Origin of the sequence: Holdemanella sp. DFI.5.55 (genome assembly GCF_020593575.1) — a bacterium.
Classification (GTDB): domain Bacteria; phylum Bacillota_I; class Bacilli_A; order Erysipelotrichales; family Erysipelotrichaceae; genus Holdemanella; species Holdemanella hominis.
In genome coordinates, this window is sequence record NZ_JAJDMK010000023.1 from 1 (window position 1) to 20,822 (window position 20,822).

The following is a 20,822-nucleotide window of genomic DNA, read 5'->3' on the forward strand; positions in this document are numbered from 1 at the left end:
ATCCTTATTTGAATCAACAACAAATAGTGAAGAAGAATCATTCATGGTTTTGATGCAGAATTTTAACTGCTTTTTTAACGATTTATAATTGTTCATAAGTACCTCCAAAAACATATACCTATAAACAATTGGCCTATTATCAGAAATGATAATAGGCCACATATTTCAACCTGTATGTCAACAAAAAAATTCAAATTTTCCATAAAAAAAAGAGGAGCACATTTTTTGTGTTCCCCTCAAAACCGTCATTTCTTAACTTAATGACATTGGGGTTAACCTGCTTTTGATATTTTCATGACCCAATAGCCTTTATCACGAGCCATTTTTTCTACTTCATAGCCTTTTTCTTGTAAATAATGAATCGCACTTTGTGCACCATGCTGCTTGCGCATTACAATCCAGAAATGACCATCTTCCTTTAAATGTTCTAAGCACTGATCAAACAATGAATAAATCATTGCCTTTCCCGTACGAATCGGTGGGTTCAAAAGAATACAGGCATACTGGCCTTCATTCACACCTGACTGACATAATATCTTTGCCTTACGACGATATTTTTTCATGTTTGAATCTGCGAGCTGACAAGCTCTTTGATTTACATCAATCATTGTCATTGCGGTATGCTTCCAATACTCCATTAAAATCAAGGCAATCGGACCAATTCCACAACCTAGATCTAATGTGCTTTCTGGTTCAGCTTCATTGTCGAGTACCGTTTCTAAAAGAATACGTGTACCTTCATCCAATTTATCTTTACTGAAAACTCCAGCATTCGAATTTAACTTATATGTAAAATCACGAAAATGTATCGTAATTTCTTCTGGTGCATCTTTTACAATATCATTTGTGAAATAGTGTGCCATACTACTTTGTAGCAGCTTCTACAATCGCATCTGCATCAATTTTGTATTTTGCGAATAATTCAGCTGGTTTTCCACTTTCACCAAATACATCCTGAACACCGACACGAACAAGTTTACATGCTGTTCCTGCTTCAGCTAAAACTTCTGCCACAGCACTTCCTAAACCACCAATAATTGAATGTTCTTCACAAGTAACGATAGTATCATGAGTTTTTGCTAGTTCAATGATCAATTCTTTATCAATTGGTTTAATTGTATGGATATTCACTACAGTTGGAGCTGTTTCCATTTTCTTAGCAGCCTCTAATGCTTCTTGAACCATTAATCCAGTCGCAACTAAAGCTACTTTTTCACCTTTTTGAAGGACAACACCTTTTCCTAGTTCAAATTTATAGTCATCGCCATTTACACTTTCAACACCACTACGACCTAAACGAACGTAGCAAGGCCCATCAATTTCAGCTACAGCCTTACATGCTTGTTTAGCTTCATTATAGTCACATGGAACGATAACTTTCATACCTGGAATACCACGCATTAAACTAACATCTTCAATACATTGGTGACTTGCACCATCTTCTCCAACACTAATTCCTGCATGAGATGCACAGATTTTAACGTTTAATTGTGGATATCCGATACTGTTACGAATTTGTTCGAATCCACGTCCAGTCGCAAACATTGCGAAGGTAGAAGCATACGCAATCTTTCCACTAGCCGCAAGACCAGCCGCAACACTCATCATATTTCCTTCGGCAATTCCCATGTCAAAGTGACGAGAAGGGTCTACTTTTTTAGCTTCTCCACTCTTTGTACTACCCGCTAAATCAGCATCTAATACAACGACATTTTTATTTTCAACCATTAATTCTTTTAAAGCATCACCATAAGCGACACGTGTAGCTACTTTTGCCATTATTCTGCCTCCAATTCTTTCATTGCAGCATGGTATTGTTCTTCATTTGGTGCTACTCCATGCCATCCCTGTTGATCTTCCATAAATGAAACACCTTTTCCTTTAATTGTCTTCGCAACAATTACAGTTGGCATTCCTTTTGTTTCACGAGCTTCTTTTAATGCAGCACGCAATTGATCATAATCATGACCATCTACATTAATTACGTGGCAATTGAAAGCTTCGAATTTTTTATCCAAAGGATACACACTCATAACTTCATCTACATGACCATCAATTTGAAGGTTATTATTGTCAACAATAATACATAAATTATCTAATTTATAGTGAGCCGCCGACATTGTAGCTTCCCATACTTGTCCTTCTTGGCATTCACCATCTCCAAGTACAGTATAAATACGGTAATCGTTTTCATCTAATTTATTGGCTAATGCCATACCTACAGCGCAAGAAATACCTTGTCCTAAAGATCCTGTAGACATATCTACACCTTCTACATAATTCATGTTAGGGTGTCCTTGTAAACGTGAATTGATAGCTCTGAAAGTTGTCAATTCTTCTTCAGGAAGGAATCCCTTTTCAGCAAGTACTGCATATAAAGCTGGACTTGCATGTCCCTTACTTAATACAAAACGATCACGATTCAATGTATTTAAGTTTTCCTCATTAATATCCATTTCTTCAAAGTATAACTCTGTTAAAATGTCAGTTGCACCTAAACTTCCACCCGGGTGTCCACTTTGGGCACTATACACTTCTTTCACAATATTTCTACGAATATTTTTTGCGTGCAATGCAAGTTCCTTGTTTTCCATAATATTTACGCTATCTCCTTTTTGCGCATACATTATAACAAACTTTTTGTCACAATACACCCCCTACAAAAAGTCAATTATTTCACAAATGCTTATATTGCCACACATAAGCTGCATCATTGATCAATTCTATGTCATTTTGACTAATCCCAATCAATTCCAACGCTTCAAATATGTCTATCCCTTTTTCAAATAACTTCTCAAAACAATCCATCCTCGCATTTGTCTTTTCTTGTTTGATTACTTTCTCTAACACTTCTTGCACTCGATCCGATTGAGCACGGTAAAACATACCATCCATCTTTAAGGCGAGTTTTTCATCCACATCCGAAAATAAAGCTCTTAAAGTCTTTATGTCGCACCCCCGATTCAATAAAAGTAAATAAAAGCTACGAATCTCCAAGTTGTACACTCGCTTACGAAACAGTTCAAATTCTACATCTAATTTTTCCATTTTTTTGTTCTCCTTTTTTCTACACTCTCTTATACGTAAAAAAAAAGAAGTTTCATCAAAAAAAGTGAGAAATCAATCTCACTTTTCAACTTCATAAATCATGGCACCAAAACTAGGAACATTTACTTCGATCATATATGGCTGATTATGTCTTGTAAGACGCATTGCCTGCACCTCTTGAGGTGCATGACCTTTTAAGTTTCCGTTGTATTTATCCCACTCTGTATTCAAAATTTCTTTATATTTACCTTTGCAAGGAACACCAAACTGTTGGTGATCATATGGATTTGTTGAGAAATTCATAATAATAACGAAATCTTTCTTTGAACCTCTACGAATAAATGAGAACGTATTTTGTCCTACATTATCTGCGTCAATCCAACAGAAACGACTTGGATCATAATCTTGATCAAAGAATGCATCATTTTCTGTGTAAATCTTACCTAAATCTTCGCATAAATGTTCAAATGTATCGTGCATTGGATAATCCAACAAGAACCAGTCACAGCTCTTTTGTTCATCCCATTCACGCAATTGACCAATTTCATTACCCATGAAATTCAATTTCTTTCCAGGATGCGTAAACATATATACATATAATGCTCTTGCCTGGGCAAACTTATCTTCATAGCTTCCCCACATCTTATCTACAATGGTTGCCTTACCATGCACAACTTCATCATGACTAAATGGTAAGATAAATCTTTCTGAATAGAAATAAGCCATCGAGAAAGTAACGTCATGGTGATGCCACTTACGATAGATTGGATCTCTTTTTAAATAAGATAATGTATCATTCATCCAACCTAGATCCCACTTATAGTCAAATCCTAAACCACCCGCATAACTTGGCTTTGTGACATTAGGGAAATCGCTTGAATCTTCTGCAATCAACATGATTTTTCCTTGATGTGCCTCATTCAACAAGTGATTCATACGTTTCATGAAATCACATGCACCTTCATTCACACCATTATTCTTGTTTCCATGCCAGAAAATCGCATTACTGATCGCATCCATTCTTAAACCATCCACATGATAAACATCTACCCAGAAATTGGCTGCAGACATCAAGAATGAGCGAACTTCTTCTTTCCATAAGTTGAAGTTAGCCGTTCCCCATTCACTATTCGCATCTTCCGGTTTTGAATATTCATATAAAGGCGTACCATCAAACATTCCTAACGCGTAATTATCCTTTACAAAGTGCACAGGTACAAAATCCATGATAACACCAATTCCAGCTTCGTGAAGTGCATTCACAAAGTGCATTAATTCATGATTTGTTCCATAACGAGAAGTACTTGAAAAATATCCCGTACATTGATAACCCCAAGAACCATCAAACGGGTATTCACATAGCGGCATGACTTCAACATGTGTAAAGTGATGTTTTTTACAATGTTCAATCAATTCCTTTTCTATTTCATGATACTGTACAAACTCTTCGCTTTCATCATCTTTTCTCCATGAACCAACATGCATTTCATAAATATTTACAGGAGAATCAAAACCCTTATTTCTTTGATTCAGCCATTCTTTGTCAGTCCATCCATCATAACTTAAATCTGATACAATACTTGCCGTATTTGGTCTTAATTCACTATAAAAAGCATATGGATCCATTTTGTCTACCAATTCACCATTTGCCTGCCACACACGATATTTATACGAATCCTTATCCTTTGCACCTTCTACAAAACATTCCCAAATCCCACGTTTATCTTTTTTCATTTTACTCGCTTGATCATCCCAATTATTAAATGTACCAATAACTGAAATATTCTTTGCGTTTGGAGCATACACTCTAAAGCGAACCCCATTAGCTTCTAGGTGTGCACCAAAAATATTATAAGCATGTATGTCACGCCCTTCAAAAAAGGCTTTTGTCTTTCTTTGATCCATATCGATATAACCTCCGTATATATATTTTATACCGGAACACAAGAAACTTAAAGTATATTCTTCACACTTTGAAAACGCTTACCAATTATCAAAAAAAAGATGCAACTAACGCTGCACCACCATAAATTGACGTAATATATTTTCTAAATCTTCTAATGTGTTCATTTGTGACATCTCGTTTTTAAAGATCCTTGAACTAGGAAGTCCCTTTAAATACCAGCTAGCCAAACCTCGCATTTCACGAATAGCTACTTTTTCACCTTTTGTATCAGCTAATCCTTTGGCATGATCCACACAAATTTCAATACGATCTTCCATTGAAAATTCATGTTTCTGTCCTGTAATTGAATCCACACATTCTTGAATCAAGAATGGATTACCTACAATTCCTCGACCTAGCATAACCGCATCACAACCTGTTTCATTCATCATACGGTGAAAATCTTCTACACTGCGGACATCCCCATTCCCGATAACAGGAATAGATACCGCATCTTTTACTTGCTTAATATAAGACCAGTCTGCTTTTCCTTCATACATCTGATTACGCGTACGACCATGCACCGCAACAGCACTAACGCCCACACTTTCCATAGCCTTCGCCATTTCAACACAATTAATATGATACGTATCAAAACCTAAACGCATCTTTACAGTTACTGGCTTATTTACATTTTGTACAATATTCGATACAAGTTCTTTGGCATAATCAATATCCTTCATTAAAAAGCTTCCTGCCTGTGCTTTGATAACCTTGTTTACGGGACACCCCATATTAAAGTCAATAATGTCACAATCTGTTTGCGTATCCAAATATTTAGCTGCATACACAACCGTATCAATGTCATGACCAAACAACTGGAAAGATACAGGATGTTCATTTTCATCGATGGCACACATTTGTTTCGTCTTCAATGAATCATAGTATAAAGCTTTATCACTTACCATTTCATTACAAACTAAACCAGCTCCAAAGCGTTTCGCAATTCTACGAAATGCGATATTACTAATACCTGCCATTGGTGCAATCACAACCGGATTTTCGATTTCTACATTTCCAATCTTAATCATGCATCTTACTCGCAATCGCTCTTAATTCTTCTTCTGTGAAATGATATGTTTCATTACAGAAATTACATGTGATTTCACAACCATGCTCTTTATCAGCCATCTCTAAAACATCTGATTTTTTTATAGTTCCCAAAGCTCTAGCCATACGTACCTTTGAACAAGGACAATCATAAGCCACTGGTTGTGTCGTTAAAATCTTCGCATCTTCAAACATGTCATTTGCCAAATCTTCTAAACTTGAATCATCATATTCTTGAATTAAAGTACTCATTGGTTTCAATCCTTCAAGTACGTGTTCACAAATAGAAATATCTGTTTCTGTTGCATCTGGAAGCATTTGTAGAATCATAGCACCTGCACTGGCAACACGACCATCTGTTCCTATTAAAACTCCACATGATACAGCTGTTGGTGTTTGTTCAGACAAAGTAAAGTAATAGGCGAAATCATCCCCAATTTCACCACTCTGTAACTCAACCGAACCAGAAAAGTTTTCTTCCATACTTAAATCTTTAGTAACTGTTAAAGTTCCATCTGTGCCGACAACAGCTCCTACATTTAATTTTCCTGGGCGAATCAAAACATCCTCTACATGTGGATTTGAAACAAACCCACGAACATTTCCATTCGCATATGCATCTACCACAATAGAACCAATTGGACCGTGTCCATTGATTGTGATTGACAACATTTCTTCTTCTGATTTCAACATAGCACCCATCATACTTGCTACAGATAAAGTTCTTCCTAAAGCTGCACAAGCACATGGATGTAAATCAAAACGATCTTGCGCTTCCTGTACTAAGTCAGTTGTGCGCACAATATATAAACGAACATGCTCATTTAAAACAAGAGCTTTTAATAGTTGATCTTTCATAATATCCTCCACAATAAAATTCACTAGCAACATTCTACTGAATTCTTGTATCCATTTCAAGCCAAACTAAAAGCCATCAATCGATGGCTTTAATGTGTAATTAATCTTTTTTCTTAGTTAATTCATTGAACGCATCATCCAAATCCTTTTGATCAACACCAGCTGGAGTCTCCGGAATCTCTGGAACTTGAACTACTTCTTGTTCTACTTTTTCCTCTTCTGCATTTGTTTCAATATTTGGATCTGTTAATTGTCCATAATTCATTAAATTGGTGATTTCTTCATTTGTTAATGTTTCATGTTCATACAAATTGTTCGCAATCAAATCCAACAAATCTTTGTTTTCAGTTAAGATCTTACGGCAATTTTCATGGCACTCATCAACAATCGCACGAACTTCTTTATCAATTTCAGCTGCTACACCTGCAGAATAATCACTACCCTTTGTATAATCTCTTCCTAAGAAGACATTTCCTTGAGGATCCGCATATTGGATAGGCCCTAAACTAGACATACCATATACACGAACCATATTTTTGGCAATTTCTGTTAATTTTTCAATATCATTTACAGCACCCGCACTGATTTCACCAAATTGGATCTCTTCAGCTGTACGACCACCAAGTAAACCAGTGATCTGCGCAATAAATTCAGATTTTCTATGGAAGTATTTCTCTTCACGAGGTGTCATCAAGTTATATCCACCCGCATCTCCACGAGGAATAATTGTAACTTTCTGAACCATATCTGCATCTTCAAGTTTTAAACCAATAACGGCATGTCCCGCTTCATGGTAAGCCACAAGAATTTTATCTTTTTCTGTATATTTTTTGCTCTTTTTCGCAGGTCCCATCATAACACGGTCAATAGCTTCATCTAAATCCGTCATTGTAACCTTAGACTCATTTTTACGAACCGCTAAAATGGCACCTTCATTCAATACATTAGCTAAATCTGCACCAGAGAATCCAGGCGTACGTTTTGCCAGGTTTGCAAGTGAAACATCATTCGCCAATTTCTTGTTACGAGCATGTACCTGTAAAATAGCTTCACGGCCCTTAATATCTGGCAAGCTAACCGTAACGCGACGATCGAAACGACCACTACGAAGTAAAGCAGGGTCCAATACGTCTGGACGGTTTGTAGCCGCAATAACAACGATTCCAGCATTATCTGTCATACCATCCATTTCAACCAATAATTGGTTCAATGTTTGTTCACGCTCATCGTTTCCGCCACCCATACCAGCTCCACGCTGACGTCCAACGGCATCGATTTCATCAATAAAAATAATACATGGCGCACTCTTTTGTGCTGTTTTAAACATGTCACGAACACGACTCGCACCTGTTCCGACAAACATTTCAACAAAGTCAGAACCTGAAATCGAGAAGAATGGAACATTGGCTTCTCCAGCTACGGCTTTTGCCAATAAAGTCTTACCAGTTCCTGGAGGACCAACCATCAAGATTCCCTTAGGAATATGTGCTCCCATATCTGTAAATTTCTTTGGCGAACGCAAGTAATCGATAATTTCTTTTACTTCTTCTTTTTCTTCTTCACAACCCGCAACATCTTTAAAACGAACTTTTACATTCGATTCAACACGAGCTTTTGATTTTGCGAATTCAAAGGCTTTATTATTGCCTCCACCACCCATTTTAGAAAACATGAAGTAGAAGAATACCGCAATAATCAAGAATGGAATGATTTGAGAAAGAATAGAAATCCATACACTTCCTTGGTTTGGATCTTCTACTGTTAGCTTTCCACCATTACGTTGCAAATCCTTTTCCAACTTCTCAATATTCTTTTCTGTTCTTGGAACAATAACCTTGTATCCAACTGTCTTTGAGTTCTGTTCATAAGTACCTTCCAACTGAATAACAGTGGAACTAATTGTCATAGAACTCTTCTTAAAGTCAACTTCATCTACAATTTTCTCAAATTGTGTATAATTCATTTGTACAGTACTGCCCTGTGAACTATAAAAAACTAATGATAATACAATTGATAAAATGAAGATGGTTGGTAAATAATTTAACCACTTCTTCATAATCTTCCTCCTACTGATAAATTTCAGGTTTTAAAACACCAACAAATGGTAAGTTACGATATTTCTGGTTGTAATCCAATCCGTATCCAACCACAAATTCGTTTGGCACCTCAAAACCAACGTAATCCGCCTCAATTTCACAAACACGACGGCTTGGTTTATCTAACAATGTTACACAACGAACATCTAGACAACCTTTATTCTTAAACATTTTCTTTACTTCAACTAAAGTTCTACCTGTATCAATAATATCTTCTACAACTAAAATAGAACGATTCTTACAAGATAAATCCATATCCTTTAAAATACGAACATCTCCAATAGATTCTGTTCCATCGTATGAACTAACGGACATAAAATCAATTTCACATGGAAATTCAAAACGCTTGATCAATTCAGCCATAAAAGGAACGCTTCCCTTTAACAATCCAACTACGATTGGAGTTTCTCCAGATTCTTTATAATCTTCTTCTATTTGATGTGCTAGTTCTACACAACGGTTTTCGATTTCTTCTTCACTTAATAAAATTTTTTCAATATCTTGAGCTATCATATGGTGTTTTTCTCCTTAAGTTACTTAAACATTGTAACATAAACATTTAATCTAGACCATTCATTTTAAAATAGAACTGTTGATTTTGTGAATAATGTTCTACATCACATCCAAGGCCTGGTACGAAAATAACTTTTCCTGCATTATTTTCCACAACCAGCCAATATTTTCGGTATATCTTGCAGATTTTTCGATCCACAAAGAAACGATGCACATTCTTATTTCCAAAACGCATTGAAATTACGTCATTCACTTTAACATGACGCACCACCAAAGGAAAGTCAGATGCCTCCACACTAAAAGACTCAATTGTTTGCCCCTGATTCATAATAGAGAATTCTTTATAATCTTTATACTCCAATTCATCCAATGTACAATACACATTCTGTGGTTTTGGCATTAAATACAACTTTTCATTATGCCTTTCCAATAAATGATTCTCTATTTCAATCAGCACATTTCCCTTTAATTGGACACACAACTCTTCCGTGTATTTCCTAGAGAAATGATGGCTCAAAGCCTGAAATAAGAAAGCATCTAAATAGAGCCAGGCATCTTCTTGATTCAATAAAGAATCTACATCCCCATTCCAATTCTTTAAAAAATCTTCTATGCCTGCTCTTTTTATTTGCCAAAAATCATTCTCATTTTGAATCTTTAAAATCCATTCTTCCTTTTCATTACGATCCATCTTCTCAATTTGTGTATGACGAATCACATTACGCGTATAGTGATTGGTTAAATTCGATTCATCAATCCCAAAAGAAACACCATTATCATTGCAGTATTGTTGCAATTCACTCTTTGTGAAATTAAGTAAAGGTCGAACAATTTGGTATCCCTGCCTTACACTCTTTTCTTTTAATCCATACCAGTCACAAATCATATTTCGATTTTTCTGAAACAAATACGTCTCAATCACATCATCCATCTGATGTGCTACATATAATAATTTCGTATCAAATTCATCTGCCACTTCTTCAAAAAAGGCATAACGAACATCTCTTGCCCATGCCTGAAAATTTCCTTTCTCATACACCGGATATAAAACTCGAACAGGAATATCATATTTTTTACAATATTCCTTCACTATTTTCTCATCCCTATCTGCCGTATCGCGATGTTTATAATTCACATGTGCAACGACAATGTCCTTGCCTTGTTTATTCAATTGATCTAATAAAGCCATGCTGTCAGGTCCACCTGAACAGGCTACTACACATTTTGACATGTTCTTATTATAGCATCATTTGCATAACACATTTTTTTATTTTATCAAACAAGTGAGAATTCGGGTCAATATGCGCCTTCACATCAATCACACGCGCCGAATTGATCCATTTCGCATCATTTAAAAATAAGACACTCGACTTATTTAATCCCTCAATTTCTGGTAAACGCATCAAATGACGCTTTCCCATATGGGATACAGGATCATACGCCCTATGATACGCACTACTATTCCCACTCATAGGTACTACAAATATTTTCCCATTCTTCATTGCCAACACTAAACCAAAATGCTGATAGCCAACCTCACTTAGATAGGCCAATCCAAAATCTGTAAAGCATATGTCACCAACTTTCACATACACCTTAGCCTCTAAACTCGAATACATTTGTTTCCTCTGACAAAAATTCAGTTTAGAAAGCATATAATCATAAACCTCACTTTCATTTAAACCCTCTAACAGTTGTTCTTCAGCAATTCTAGCCTGCGACGTTATTTTCTGTGTGTACTCCGTCGACTTCTTGTTTTTGTACTTTTGCCATTCATTCGGTTCCATAACCCCATTCTAACAAACCGATGTGAAAACAATATTAAAAGTAGGCATTTTAGCCTACTTTTTTGAATATTTTTCGCGATTTTCTTTGAATACGATGCCACAAACCAATTAAAGGATGAAATTTCTCACTAATCATTGCCGATTTCTCAATAAAGATCTCTACCGCCAACAATATAATGACCATAACTAAAAAGCCGATATTTCGATTGATCATATACGCAAAAGCACTCAATCCAAAAAGCGCTGTTAAACCACACATGATAATTACAGTATTACGATGTCCAAATTGGCGCATCAACAAGTGATGAATATGACTCTTGTCCGCCTCCATAAATTTCATACCCTTTAAAGTACGTCTCAAAATAGCGGATAACGTATCAATAATTGGCAGCATCAACAATAAGATAGGCAATGCCAACGTCAAAATCGTACTCGATTTAAATCCAAGCAATGAAATTGCCGAAATCATGAACCCCAAAAACAACGATCCACAATCTCCCATAAAGATACTAGCTGGATGCGCATTATAAACTAAGAAACCCAATGTTCCAAAAGCTAAGATAAAGGCAATGCTTAATAAATCCGAACGTCTTTCGATGATAGCGATAGAACCAATGACCACAAGCACAATAACACTCATACCTCCGGCAAGGCCATCCAAACCATCAATCAGGTTTACTGCATTTGTGATACCGGCCACCCAAATAATCGTAAAAATAAACGAAATAATACCTGTATCAATTTGAATGCCCAAAGGCAAACGAATAATATCTACTGAAACCCCAAAATAAATCAAAACCATAGCCGCAATAACTTCCAATGTTAGTTTAACCAGTGGCTTAATATCGATTAAATCATCAATTAAACCAGTAAAAAACATAATACTGCTTCCAATAACCAAACCTTTGATCTGACGATCAGCCTTCACAAAGATAGCCATCGTTATAATGAATGCCAAATAAATCGCTACACCACCAATACGCGAAATCTTTCCATGATGGACCGTACGCTTATTTTCTTTGGCATAGGCCCCACAATAAATAGAATATTGCTTCACCAACGGTGTTAGAATCACTGAAATCAAGAATGGTAATAAAATCATTTTATAATCAATCACGCTGACTTTACCCCCTTTAATGCATCTATCATATCGTATTGTCCTCGTTTTGTACAAAGAACTGGACAAGATATGTTCTTAGAAATGAATTGTGACGGCCCAAAACAATCCGCCAATCCTCCACTCAATTCAATTCCATGCATCAAAAAATGTTCTTGTAAAGAAGCAGGAAGGCCATCAAAACAATGTTTTACCCATAATGAAATCTGTGCTGAAACCATCTCGAAGGCCGGCCACAACATACTTGACTCAATTTGAATATGATGAAGAATCTGTCTTGAATCAAATGCATAACACAACAATAAATTGTTTTTTTGTTGCCAAAAAGCTAGACTTGCCATTTCCTTCAAATGCGCCGCATCCATTTTTGTGACAAAACAACCCGTCTTGTTGTAAACAATCCTTTGTATCTGCTCATCAATCTGTGCTCCCGCATAATAAATTGTCTTTGACACAAGCATCTTACCATAAGCACACACATGAATTTCCGTATAAGAATGTCCACTATGCACTAAAAAACAAGAACCTTCTTCTTGTAAAGCATTTAAGTTTGAAATAAATTCAACCTTACGTACGCCACAATCCAAAAACATTTGCTGCCAAAGTTCTCGTTGTCTTTGCGACAACTCCGTAGGAACACTCACAAGCACACTCGGTCTTAATAAGCCATCAAAGGCATGTAGTTCGTTTAACCCCTTCTGAACCAAAGGTTCAATTGAATGAAGAATTTGACCATGTGATATAGGATATTGAATTTGTATCGTATCCAGATCCTTATATAAATAGGCAAGCGCCTGATCCGATACACCCAATGTTTCTTTTCCTTTTTTTGCGATTATTGTTTTTAAAACAATTTGTTTCTGTGTAGAAAAATCATAAAACCGTGCAAGATACGCCCCCATATCCAGGGCAATCCACTTATCAAGCAAAGCCATTATAGATTGTTAATTGTAAAATCGCCTGACTTGAAATGTACGCAAGACAAAGCGATAAAAGAAACATTAAAATCTGCACTTTCTTCGGATTTTTTACACTACACACCTTTTCAAACTGAATACTTGAAATCGCATAAAAGCTTAAACCAAAACACGCAAAGAATACTAAATAAGAAATTACAGAAGCTGCCATATTAGCCTCCTACATGAACAATTTGAACAAAATCATACTTTTCCTTCAATTGCTCACATGCACTTAAAATCACTTCTTCATCCACACTGAATCCCAACATACTTGAACCAGACCCAGACATCAATATACGTACTAAACCTGCATCTTCCATATCCATTTTCACTTGTTCTAATTCAGGCTCAATCTCAAAAGCGATTGGCTCCAATGAATTTGCCATTGTCTGATATAAAAGATCCATGTTCTCTTCTCGAATACTCGACTCTACTAAATCTACATCCGGATGAAAAGGACGAGACTCTTTCCATTTAGAAAATGCATTCGCGGTGGAAATTCCAAAATCTGGCTTTACAACCACAATATCAAATTTCCAAGCACTTTCAATCGGCGTGATTTTTTCTCCAATACCCTTTACCCGAGCCCACTTATCATGAATACAAAAAGGAACATCCGCCCCCACTTGTTTTGTGATTTCATAAAGATTTTCTTCCGTTTCCTCAATACCTTCCATCTTTAAAACCGCCTTACATACAGCAGCTGCATCCGCACTTCCGCCACCAAGACCTGCCTGAGCTGGAATGTGCTTCTTGATAGATACTTTGAAACAAGAATCTAAGTGATAGGTATCCTTTAAAACTTGAATCATCTTTGAAACCGTATTGTTCTCTGGTAATTTCATACCTTCACATTCAACTACATCAAAATCATTTTTTTCTATCTCAATCTCATCATAAATTGAAATAGGTACCATGATCATGTCTAAAGAATGATACCCATTATCCATTCTTTCTACGACATCTAATGCTAGATTAATTTTTGCCCTTGCCTGTACTTTCATAGGTCACCTCATATAATCGAATAAAATCGTCTAACGTACACTGTTGTGCACGCGTACTAGGATCAATATTTACTTTTTCTAACAATTCTTTTGCCAGAGCCTTATCTTTCACAAAATTCTGAAAGTTATTATAAATAGTTTTTCTTCTTTGTGTAAAACAAGCTTTTACCAAATCGAAGAAATAAGTCTCATCTTCTAAATGATACTTGTGATGGAAAGAAAACTGAATGACCATCGAATCTACATTGGGACTTGGCCAAAATACTCTTCTTGATACATCCATGACTTTTTTCACATCACAACGATATTGCGTAATGACGCTCAACGCATTGTATTCCTTATCATTTTCGTGTGCCAAGAAACGTTCTCCCACTTCTTTTTGCATCATAACCGTAATTCTTTCAATCTCCTCATTTGCCTCGAACAATTTAAATAAGATCGGCGTCGTGATGTAGTAAGGAAGATTCGACGCGAAAACCACCTTTTGACCAGGCTTTCTAAATTCACGAATCTTTTCATCAATATCCACCTTTAAGATGTCTTCTAATACTATCTGTAAATGATCAAAACCAATCTCATTCTCTATTACAACCGGCAATCTTTCATCAATCTCAAAAGCTACAACCTGATTACTTTTTTCACATAAAAACTGTGTTAAAGCCCCAATTCCAGGACCAATCTCAAAAACCAATTCATCTCTTGATTGAATTGCTGCATTGGCAATCTTTTCAACAATACCCGGTTCAATAATAAAATTCTGTCCAAAGCTTTTCTTTGTGAAAACCTTATACTTTTCTTGAATCTCTTTTGTCTTTTTTACTGTCGCAATCGCCTGTCTCATGAAAGACTCCTTTCTTCTATCTCTTCTTTTGTCACATTCATCTGATTTAAACGCTTGAAACATGTTTTCGCATTACAAGGACCAATATGAAAATCTTCACAAACTTGAAAGCGCAAATCCTTGTTTCCAACTAAGCCTAAATCAATAAAGTCTTGCCAACTCAATACTTCTTCTTTATTCTCAAACGTTACACAATGACATAGGGCATCCCATAAATCTTCTTTACTTGCATGCTCTACACCGACTTTTTTAGGTGTTTTCGCTTTTTCTTTATTAATAAACGCATGTTTACATCCTGGCACACTACCACCAATCAATCTACGTATATGTTCTCCTGGCGTATCTGGATCTGTAAAAATAATCACGCCTCTTGTCTTTTGGGCCTGTCTAACACGCTCAATCGTTTTCTCGTTGACCTGGTCTCCACCCGTTTCAATCGTGTCACAATCAAAAAAAGACTGCAACGTGTTTGTATCATTTTTTCCTTCAACGACAATAATTTCTTTAATATGCTGCTTCATCTGTCTCCACCACATGTTTTGATGTAAAACCAGCACCATGTACCTGATGCACATCATTCACAATAATAAACGCTTTTGGATCAATCGCTAAAACACTTGACTCTAATAATGGATATTGTTTCTGCTTAATAACACACATCAACACTGGCTTAGGCGCTTGTGTATAGCCACCACTTCCATCTAGAATCGTTACACCACGATCCACTGTCTCTAATAAAATACGACGAATCTGCTTCCACTCTGTCGATATAATCATAACATTTTTTGCGGATTGCATGCCTAGCATTACTGTTTTATCAATTGCGACACCACAAACAAACACAGACATAATACCAATCAATGCTGGTGTTAAACCATGTGTAACCACACCCAATAAAACTGTTAAGCCATCTACGATCATTACACTGGTTCCTTCAGGAATCTTCAAGTATTTATGTAGAATCAAAGCTAAGATATCCATACCACCCGTACTTGAATTAACTCTAAACACTAAACCTAAACCAATCCCCACAAGAACTCCGGCATAGATTGTGGCCACATAAGCTGGCATCACAAATGTATCTTTAGGAAACATTGTGGCAACCTGTGATAAACCTGTTACGAAAACCGGATATACAATTGTAGAAATCACAGATTTCATCGCAAACTGCTTTCCTAATAAAAGAGCTCCCAATATAAATAATCCAATTGTTAAACCATCAATCATCAAAACTGTATCAATCGGAAGAACTGGATGTAATGCGACAGCCACACCAGCTACACCACCTGTTAATATATTATTAGGAAGTATAAAAAAGGAAACTGAACATGCGACCACAAAGTTTCCAAGTATAATCATTATTAAATCATGTATTTTATTCTTGCTCATATGCATACCTCTTCTAGCCTACATGATTATATCATTTTTTTTATGTTTCGTTTTCAAAAATATCGCTTGCAAACAATTCACTTTATCCGTATAATAGTCCGGGTTATATAAGTTCATGATATGGTTGAACGTTCATACCTACTACCGAAAACAGTAGACTATAGCCTTCAAACAGGAGGAAAATAAAATGCAATACGATATCATTATTATTGGTGCTGGGCCTGGAGGAATTTTCTCAGCCTACGAATTATTAAAGAGTAAACCTGAATTAAAAATTGGTGTTTTTGAAGCAGGAGCACCATTAAACAAAAGAAAATGTCCAATTGACGGAAAGAACATCAAATCATGTATCCACTGTAAATCATGTGCCATCATGAACGGTTTTGGTGGAGCTGGTGCCTTCAGTGATGGAAAATACAATATCACAAATGAATTTGGTGGAAACCTATACGAATATGTAGGTGAACAAGAAGCTATCGATTTAATGGAATATGTGGATGAAATCAACTGCAAGATGGGCGGTGAAAAAACTCGTCTATATGCAAACTCAGATGCTGCTATCGCCAAAAAATGTCTTCAAAATGATCTTCACTTATTAAAAGCGAAAGTTCGTCACTTAGGAACTGACATTAACTATGTAGTACTTGAAAACTTGTACAATGAATTAAAAGACAAAGCCGAATTCCATTTCTTTAAACATATTGATATGGTAAACAAAATCGAAGATGGATATGAAGTCGTTTGTGGGGATGAAACATATACATCTACACAATGTATTATTTCTACAGGCCGTTCAGGAAGTAAATGGATGGAATCTGTATGCTCAAACTTAGGCATTGAAACAAAGAGTGATCGTGTAGACATCGGTGTTCGTGTTGAACTAAATGCCGATACATTCTCAGAATTAACAGACTCATTGTATGAATCTAAAATCGTATATCGTTCAAAGAAATATCAAGACCGCGTTCGTACATTCTGTATGAACCCTAGAGGTGTTGTCGTAAACGAAAACACAAACGGAATCATCACTGTAAATGGTCACAGCTATGAAGATCCAGCTCGTTTCACAAACAACACAAACTTTGCCTTATTAGTATCAAATCATTTCACAGAACCCTTCTCACAAAGTAACCAATATGGTGAAAGTATTGCCCGCCTATCAAACATGTTAGGTGGTGGCGTTATCGTTCAACGCTTTGGTGATCTGATTCGTGGACAACGTTCAACTCCAAGTCGTATTGCACAAGGATTCGTAACTCCTACATTGAAGGCTACACCAGGAGACTTGTCTCTAGTTATCCCTAAACGTCAATTAGATGACATTATTGAAATGATCTATGCGCTTGATAAAGTATGTCCATCAACAGCTAGTGATGACACATTACTATATGGTGTTGAAGTTAAATTCTACAACATGCAAGTAAAAGTAGATAAAAACTTAGAAACAAAACACAAAGGACTATTCGTTATCGGAGACTGTTCAGGTGTAACACACTCATTAAGTCATGCCAGTGCATCTGGTGTATATGTTGCAAGACACATTACAGAAAATCTATAATACAACACAAAGTGGATCAAATGATCCACTTTTTTTCATTAACTGCACAGTTAATAACTCTCGAGTTAATAATAATGATGGTATAATAATCTAGGTGATAATTTTATGATACAAATTCCAGACAACAGTACAATATTAGCTCCGGCTACCCTACATCTAGCTTTATACAAAGAAATTTTAAAACAAAAAAAAGATTGCCTTGGCATACAAGTTTTAACCTTGTCTAGCTGGCTATCTTCTTTTTATCATGGACAAAATAAATCTGACATTGAAATTCTTTATTTATACAAAGACGCTTTAAAGAATATCTCTCTTTCCAATGCCTTCTATTCCAGTAAAGAAGACTATGACTTTTTAAATGCCTGTCTAGACTTTATAAAAATGGCAAAAACCTATCAGATTCATGATTTTCCTTGTTCAACCCAAAAAGAAAAAGATTTACACGAAATCTTAAATCTTCTGTATCCAATTCAACTCAAAGAAGACCAAACGCAAGATGTCCTTTCAAGTTTACCAGATTTAGAAAACATCTATATCCTAAAAAAAGAATACTCTCAATTAGACAGTTACTGGATTCAAGTGTTGATTGATCATGGCGCAAAATGGCTCGGCGATAAGCAACTATTAACAACACACTACTACAGTGTTGCCAACGCACGCAAACAAATGGAAGTCATCGCAAATCTTATTATTGAAAATGACTATTCAGCCGATGATATTTTCATTGCCCTAAACAACCCAAGTGACATCAATGTTTTAACCCAGATTCTTACAGCACATAAGATTCCATTCACAACTATACAAGAAGTTCATACTACATCTATATATAACGAGTGGATCCATTATTTAACATGGGCTAAAGATATGGATTTAAAAAGTTTTTTAAATGTAGTTCAAACCTTATATCCAAATGACAATTATCTCTTGCAGTATTACACATTGTTCCCTGAACAATTTTTAAAATTTGAACCTTTCTTAACTACACTTCCATACAAAGATAATGAAATCATTGATTCCTACCAATTCGCATCCTACCAAAAATTAGAACAAGACACTTTAGAATGGATACACGATCATGCCTTCTTATTTGATGCATACGATTTTATCAAGATGGCCAAACACATTCAAAATCTACATGAACAAGTCACAAAAGAAGATTTGAATGCCTTCAACGATGTCATGTCACTTATCCAAGATGTGCATACACACATTCATAATGCGAATGATTTAAACATCTTGATTCACCAAATCCAAAATCTTTCTGCCAATCAGAAAGCCAATTCCATTGAAGGGGTATTCATTGGATCTAGGCAAGACATCACAAATTTAAGACCTATCGTCTTTTTAACTGGCACAAATGCCAGTGCATTTCCTGCTTTAAAGTTACATACTGGAATCTTTGATGAGGCCTATGTACAAAACACGGATTTACCAAATCTTGAAACACGCATTCAAAACCAGCAGTCACAAATCTTTGACTGTTTGTCTTTGTGTGAAATTCTTTATGTATTCTATCCACAAAGTGATTATCAAGGAAAAAATTATGAACCAAGTTCCGACATAGAAAATTGGCTCCAACAAAAAGCTGAATTTATTACTACGCCCGATTCTTTTAATTGGACTACCCCAACTATCGATTTAAATGAAACAACAGCTAAATCCATATTCTTTAAGGATGATCATTTTAAAGGATCTATTTCAAGACTCGAATCTTATGCAAGATGTCCTTTTTTTCATGCACTAAAATACGGCTTATATTTAAAAGAAAAAGAAGACATCACAGACATTCGAATTCGTGGAAGCATATTACATCATGTTCTAGAAGTGATTTCTAAAGATAGACAAGAATATACTTCTTTATCCAAAGAAGAAATTCATCACTATGTTGAAAATGAATTTTCCTTCGCAAAAGAAGTGCTTTTACAACAAATTCCATGGTTTGATTCTCAAATTGAAGAAATCACAGAAAAACTTATGTTGATTTTTGAACAACTACATAATTTTGAATCCAACTGGCACATGAACATGGATAAACAAGAACATAAGTTCTCTTATTCCTACCCATGGAATGAATATACCATTGATTTATATGGCTATATTGATCGAATCGACAGTTCAAACACATCTTTTTGTATCTTTGACTATAAATCAAGTGATAAAGATATTAAAATCGATGACTATGAAAAAGGATTATCTTTGCAGTTAGCCACATATACGTTAGCTTACGAAAAAGAATCCGGTTTAATCCCTGTAGGATGTTTCTATATTGCACTAAGGACAACCCCAGAAACACTCACTTATGGAAAATTAAATTATCGCAAAAAAATACCTGAACTCACTGTGAACGATGAAAAAGATATTGCGGATACATTTAAAGTCAATCGAAGATTAAATGGATGGCACTTTAGTGATGCGAGCATTTATTGTGATGACATAAAACGATACATGCCTGTAAAAAGAGCCAATCCAAGTTTAGAAACCATCAAAGAGGAATGGACTCAAGTCGTTGACAGTCTTTTAAAGGACATTAAAAGTGGACAAGCTCTACCTAATCACGTCCAAGATGCATGTAAATTCTGTGCTTACAGATCTATTTGTCGAAATTCAGCGAATGAAGTTGAACCAATGCTTCGTGTAGAAAAGGAGGAAGAATAAAC

General features: G+C 35.8%; 20 protein-coding genes and 1 riboswitch. Of the genes, 2 read left to right on the forward strand and 18 right to left on the reverse strand.

The features are described from left to right. Positions 1-272: 272 nt before the first annotated feature. From LJE08_RS06370 to LJE08_RS06455, 18 genes are all read right to left on the reverse strand, one after another. Positions 273-863, reverse strand: coding sequence for a class I SAM-dependent methyltransferase (locus tag LJE08_RS06370; RefSeq protein ID WP_227402740.1), 591 nt, complete (start codon positions 861-863; stop codon positions 273-275). Between the two features lies 1 nt (position 864). Then, entirely contained in the window at positions 865-1,779 is a 915-nt protein-coding gene (locus LJE08_RS06375; RefSeq protein ID WP_117571758.1) for a transketolase family protein, read from the reverse strand. Further along, positions 1,779-2,627: a transketolase gene (locus tag LJE08_RS06380; RefSeq protein WP_255466308.1), complete on the reverse strand. Its 849-nt coding sequence runs from the start codon at positions 2,625-2,627 to the stop codon at positions 1,779-1,781. Before LJE08_RS06380 ends, LJE08_RS06375 begins: the two co-directional genes overlap by 1 nt. A 49-nt stretch (positions 2,628-2,676) precedes the next feature. Beyond that, on the reverse strand, positions 2,677-3,048 hold the full coding sequence (locus LJE08_RS06385; protein WP_117926572.1) for a hypothetical protein: 372 nt from the start codon (positions 3,046-3,048) through the stop codon (positions 2,677-2,679). A gap of 78 nt (positions 3,049-3,126) precedes the next feature. Next, entirely contained in the window at positions 3,127-4,953 is a 1,827-nt protein-coding gene (gene glgB, locus LJE08_RS06390) for a 1,4-alpha-glucan branching protein GlgB (RefSeq protein ID WP_227402741.1), read from the reverse strand. Positions 4,954-5,058: 105 nt separating this feature from the next. After that, positions 5,059-6,024: a tRNA dihydrouridine synthase DusB gene (gene dusB, locus LJE08_RS06395; protein ID WP_117926570.1), complete on the reverse strand. Its 966-nt coding sequence runs from the start codon at positions 6,022-6,024 to the stop codon at positions 5,059-5,061. Beyond that, the gene (gene hslO, locus LJE08_RS06400) at positions 6,017-6,901 is read right to left on the reverse strand and encodes an Hsp33 family molecular chaperone HslO (protein ID WP_117926569.1); all 885 of its coding nucleotides are present in this window, start codon (positions 6,899-6,901) and stop codon (positions 6,017-6,019) included. The genes dusB and hslO overlap by 8 nt, the downstream gene beginning before the upstream one ends. A 100-nt stretch (positions 6,902-7,001) precedes the next feature. Beyond that, entirely contained in the window at positions 7,002-8,957 is a 1,956-nt protein-coding gene (gene ftsH, locus LJE08_RS06405) for an ATP-dependent zinc metalloprotease FtsH (protein ID WP_217256022.1), read from the reverse strand. 10 nt (positions 8,958-8,967) lie between these two features. Then, positions 8,968-9,510 (reverse strand): hypoxanthine phosphoribosyltransferase, encoded by a 543-nt coding sequence (hpt, locus tag LJE08_RS06410; protein WP_186999065.1) that lies wholly within the window; start codon positions 9,508-9,510, stop codon positions 8,968-8,970. A gap of 46 nt (positions 9,511-9,556) precedes the next feature. Next, the gene (tilS, locus tag LJE08_RS06415) at positions 9,557-10,741 is read right to left on the reverse strand and encodes a tRNA lysidine(34) synthetase TilS (protein ID WP_186999066.1); all 1,185 of its coding nucleotides are present in this window, start codon (positions 10,739-10,741) and stop codon (positions 9,557-9,559) included. A 7-nt stretch (positions 10,742-10,748) separates the two neighbouring features. Beyond that, the gene (locus LJE08_RS06420; protein WP_117926053.1) at positions 10,749-11,297 is read right to left on the reverse strand and encodes a hypothetical protein; all 549 of its coding nucleotides are present in this window, start codon (positions 11,295-11,297) and stop codon (positions 10,749-10,751) included. A 49-nt stretch (positions 11,298-11,346) separates the two neighbouring features. Continuing rightward, entirely contained in the window at positions 11,347-12,414 is a 1,068-nt protein-coding gene (locus LJE08_RS06425; protein ID WP_227402742.1) for an MraY family glycosyltransferase, read from the reverse strand. Next, positions 12,411-13,349 carry a rod shape-determining protein gene (locus tag LJE08_RS06430; protein WP_227402743.1) on the reverse strand — a complete coding sequence of 313 codons (939 nt, stop codon included), beginning with the start codon at positions 13,347-13,349 and terminating at the stop codon, positions 12,411-12,413. Before LJE08_RS06430 ends, LJE08_RS06425 begins: the two co-directional genes overlap by 4 nt. Next, a complete protein-coding gene (locus LJE08_RS06435; protein WP_117571749.1) occupies positions 13,336-13,542 on the reverse strand; it encodes a DUF1146 domain-containing protein in 207 nt (68 codons plus the stop codon). The genes LJE08_RS06430 and LJE08_RS06435 overlap by 14 nt, the downstream gene beginning before the upstream one ends. A 1-nt stretch (position 13,543) precedes the next feature. Further along, complete coding sequence (gene ispE / locus LJE08_RS06440; RefSeq protein ID WP_117926049.1) at positions 13,544-14,377, reverse strand: 4-(cytidine 5'-diphospho)-2-C-methyl-D-erythritol kinase; 834 nt, start codon at positions 14,375-14,377, stop codon at positions 13,544-13,546. Next, positions 14,349-15,218, reverse strand: a complete 870-nt coding sequence (rsmA, locus tag LJE08_RS06445) for a 16S rRNA (adenine(1518)-N(6)/adenine(1519)-N(6))-dimethyltransferase RsmA (protein WP_186999068.1) — start codon at positions 15,216-15,218, stop codon at positions 14,349-14,351. Before rsmA ends, ispE begins: the two co-directional genes overlap by 29 nt. Beyond that, the gene (gene rnmV, locus LJE08_RS06450) at positions 15,215-15,739 is read right to left on the reverse strand and encodes a ribonuclease M5 (protein ID WP_217256023.1); all 525 of its coding nucleotides are present in this window, start codon (positions 15,737-15,739) and stop codon (positions 15,215-15,217) included. The genes rsmA and rnmV overlap by 4 nt, the downstream gene beginning before the upstream one ends. After that, a complete protein-coding gene (locus tag LJE08_RS06455; protein WP_117926043.1) occupies positions 15,723-16,607 on the reverse strand; it encodes a YitT family protein in 885 nt (294 codons plus the stop codon). The genes rnmV and LJE08_RS06455 overlap by 17 nt, the downstream gene beginning before the upstream one ends. A gap of 83 nt (positions 16,608-16,690) precedes the next feature. After that, positions 16,691-16,788, forward strand: a riboswitch (purine riboswitch). Positions 16,789-16,794: 6 nt separating this feature from the next. On the opposite strand from LJE08_RS06455, the gene LJE08_RS06460 reads away from it, so the two are divergent. Together LJE08_RS06460 and LJE08_RS06465 are read left to right on the forward strand one after the other, a co-directional pair. Then, complete coding sequence (locus LJE08_RS06460) at positions 16,795-18,165, forward strand: NAD(P)/FAD-dependent oxidoreductase (protein ID WP_117926041.1); 1,371 nt, start codon at positions 16,795-16,797, stop codon at positions 18,163-18,165. Between the two features lie 105 nt (positions 18,166-18,270). Further along, positions 18,271-20,820, forward strand: coding sequence for a PD-(D/E)XK nuclease family protein (locus tag LJE08_RS06465; RefSeq protein WP_227402744.1), 2,550 nt, complete (start codon positions 18,271-18,273; stop codon positions 20,818-20,820). The last annotated feature ends 2 nt before the right edge of the window (positions 20,821-20,822 follow it).

Excerpts from the sequence above, each read along its gene's own strand:
- LJE08_RS06370 (WP_227402740.1), bottom strand. The coding sequence starts at position 863 with ATGGCACACTATTTCACAAATGATATTGTAAAAGATGCACCAGAAGAA.
- LJE08_RS06375 (WP_117571758.1), bottom strand. The coding sequence starts at position 1,779 with ATGGCAAAAGTAGCTACACGTGTCGCTTATGGTGATGCTTTAAAAGAA.
- LJE08_RS06380 (WP_255466308.1), bottom strand. The coding sequence starts at position 2,627 with ATGTATGCGCAAAAAGGAGATAGCGTAAATATTATGGAAAACAAGGAA.
- LJE08_RS06385 (WP_117926572.1), bottom strand. The coding sequence starts at position 3,048 with ATGGAAAAATTAGATGTAGAATTTGAACTGTTTCGTAAGCGAGTGTAC.
- glgB (WP_227402741.1), bottom strand. The coding sequence starts at position 4,953 with ATGGATCAAAGAAAGACAAAAGCCTTTTTTGAAGGGCGTGACATACAT.
- dusB (WP_117926570.1), bottom strand. The coding sequence starts at position 6,024 with ATGATTAAGATTGGAAATGTAGAAATCGAAAATCCGGTTGTGATTGCA.
- hslO (WP_117926569.1), bottom strand. The coding sequence starts at position 6,901 with ATGAAAGATCAACTATTAAAAGCTCTTGTTTTAAATGAGCATGTTCGT.
- ftsH (WP_217256022.1), bottom strand. The coding sequence starts at position 8,957 with ATGAAGAAGTGGTTAAATTATTTACCAACCATCTTCATTTTATCAATT.
- hpt (WP_186999065.1), bottom strand. The coding sequence starts at position 9,510 with ATGATAGCTCAAGATATTGAAAAAATTTTATTAAGTGAAGAAGAAATC.
- tilS (WP_186999066.1), bottom strand. The coding sequence starts at position 10,741 with ATGTCAAAATGTGTAGTAGCCTGTTCAGGTGGACCTGACAGCATGGCT.
- LJE08_RS06420 (WP_117926053.1), bottom strand. The coding sequence starts at position 11,297 with ATGGAACCGAATGAATGGCAAAAGTACAAAAACAAGAAGTCGACGGAG.
- LJE08_RS06430 (WP_227402743.1), bottom strand. The coding sequence starts at position 13,349 with ATGGCTTTGCTTGATAAGTGGATTGCCCTGGATATGGGGGCGTATCTT.
- LJE08_RS06435 (WP_117571749.1), bottom strand. The coding sequence starts at position 13,542 with ATGGCAGCTTCTGTAATTTCTTATTTAGTATTCTTTGCGTGTTTTGGT.
- ispE (WP_117926049.1), bottom strand. The coding sequence starts at position 14,377 with ATGAAAGTACAGGCAAGGGCAAAAATTAATCTAGCATTAGATGTCGTA.
- rsmA (WP_186999068.1), bottom strand. The coding sequence starts at position 15,218 with ATGAGACAGGCGATTGCGACAGTAAAAAAGACAAAAGAGATTCAAGAA.
- rnmV (WP_217256023.1), bottom strand. The coding sequence starts at position 15,739 with ATGAAGCAGCATATTAAAGAAATTATTGTCGTTGAAGGAAAAAATGAT.
- LJE08_RS06455 (WP_117926043.1), bottom strand. The coding sequence starts at position 16,607 with ATGAGCAAGAATAAAATACATGATTTAATAATGATTATACTTGGAAAC.
- LJE08_RS06460 (WP_117926041.1), top strand. The coding sequence starts at position 16,795 with ATGCAATACGATATCATTATTATTGGTGCTGGGCCTGGAGGAATTTTC.
- LJE08_RS06465 (WP_227402744.1), top strand. The coding sequence starts at position 18,271 with ATGATACAAATTCCAGACAACAGTACAATATTAGCTCCGGCTACCCTA.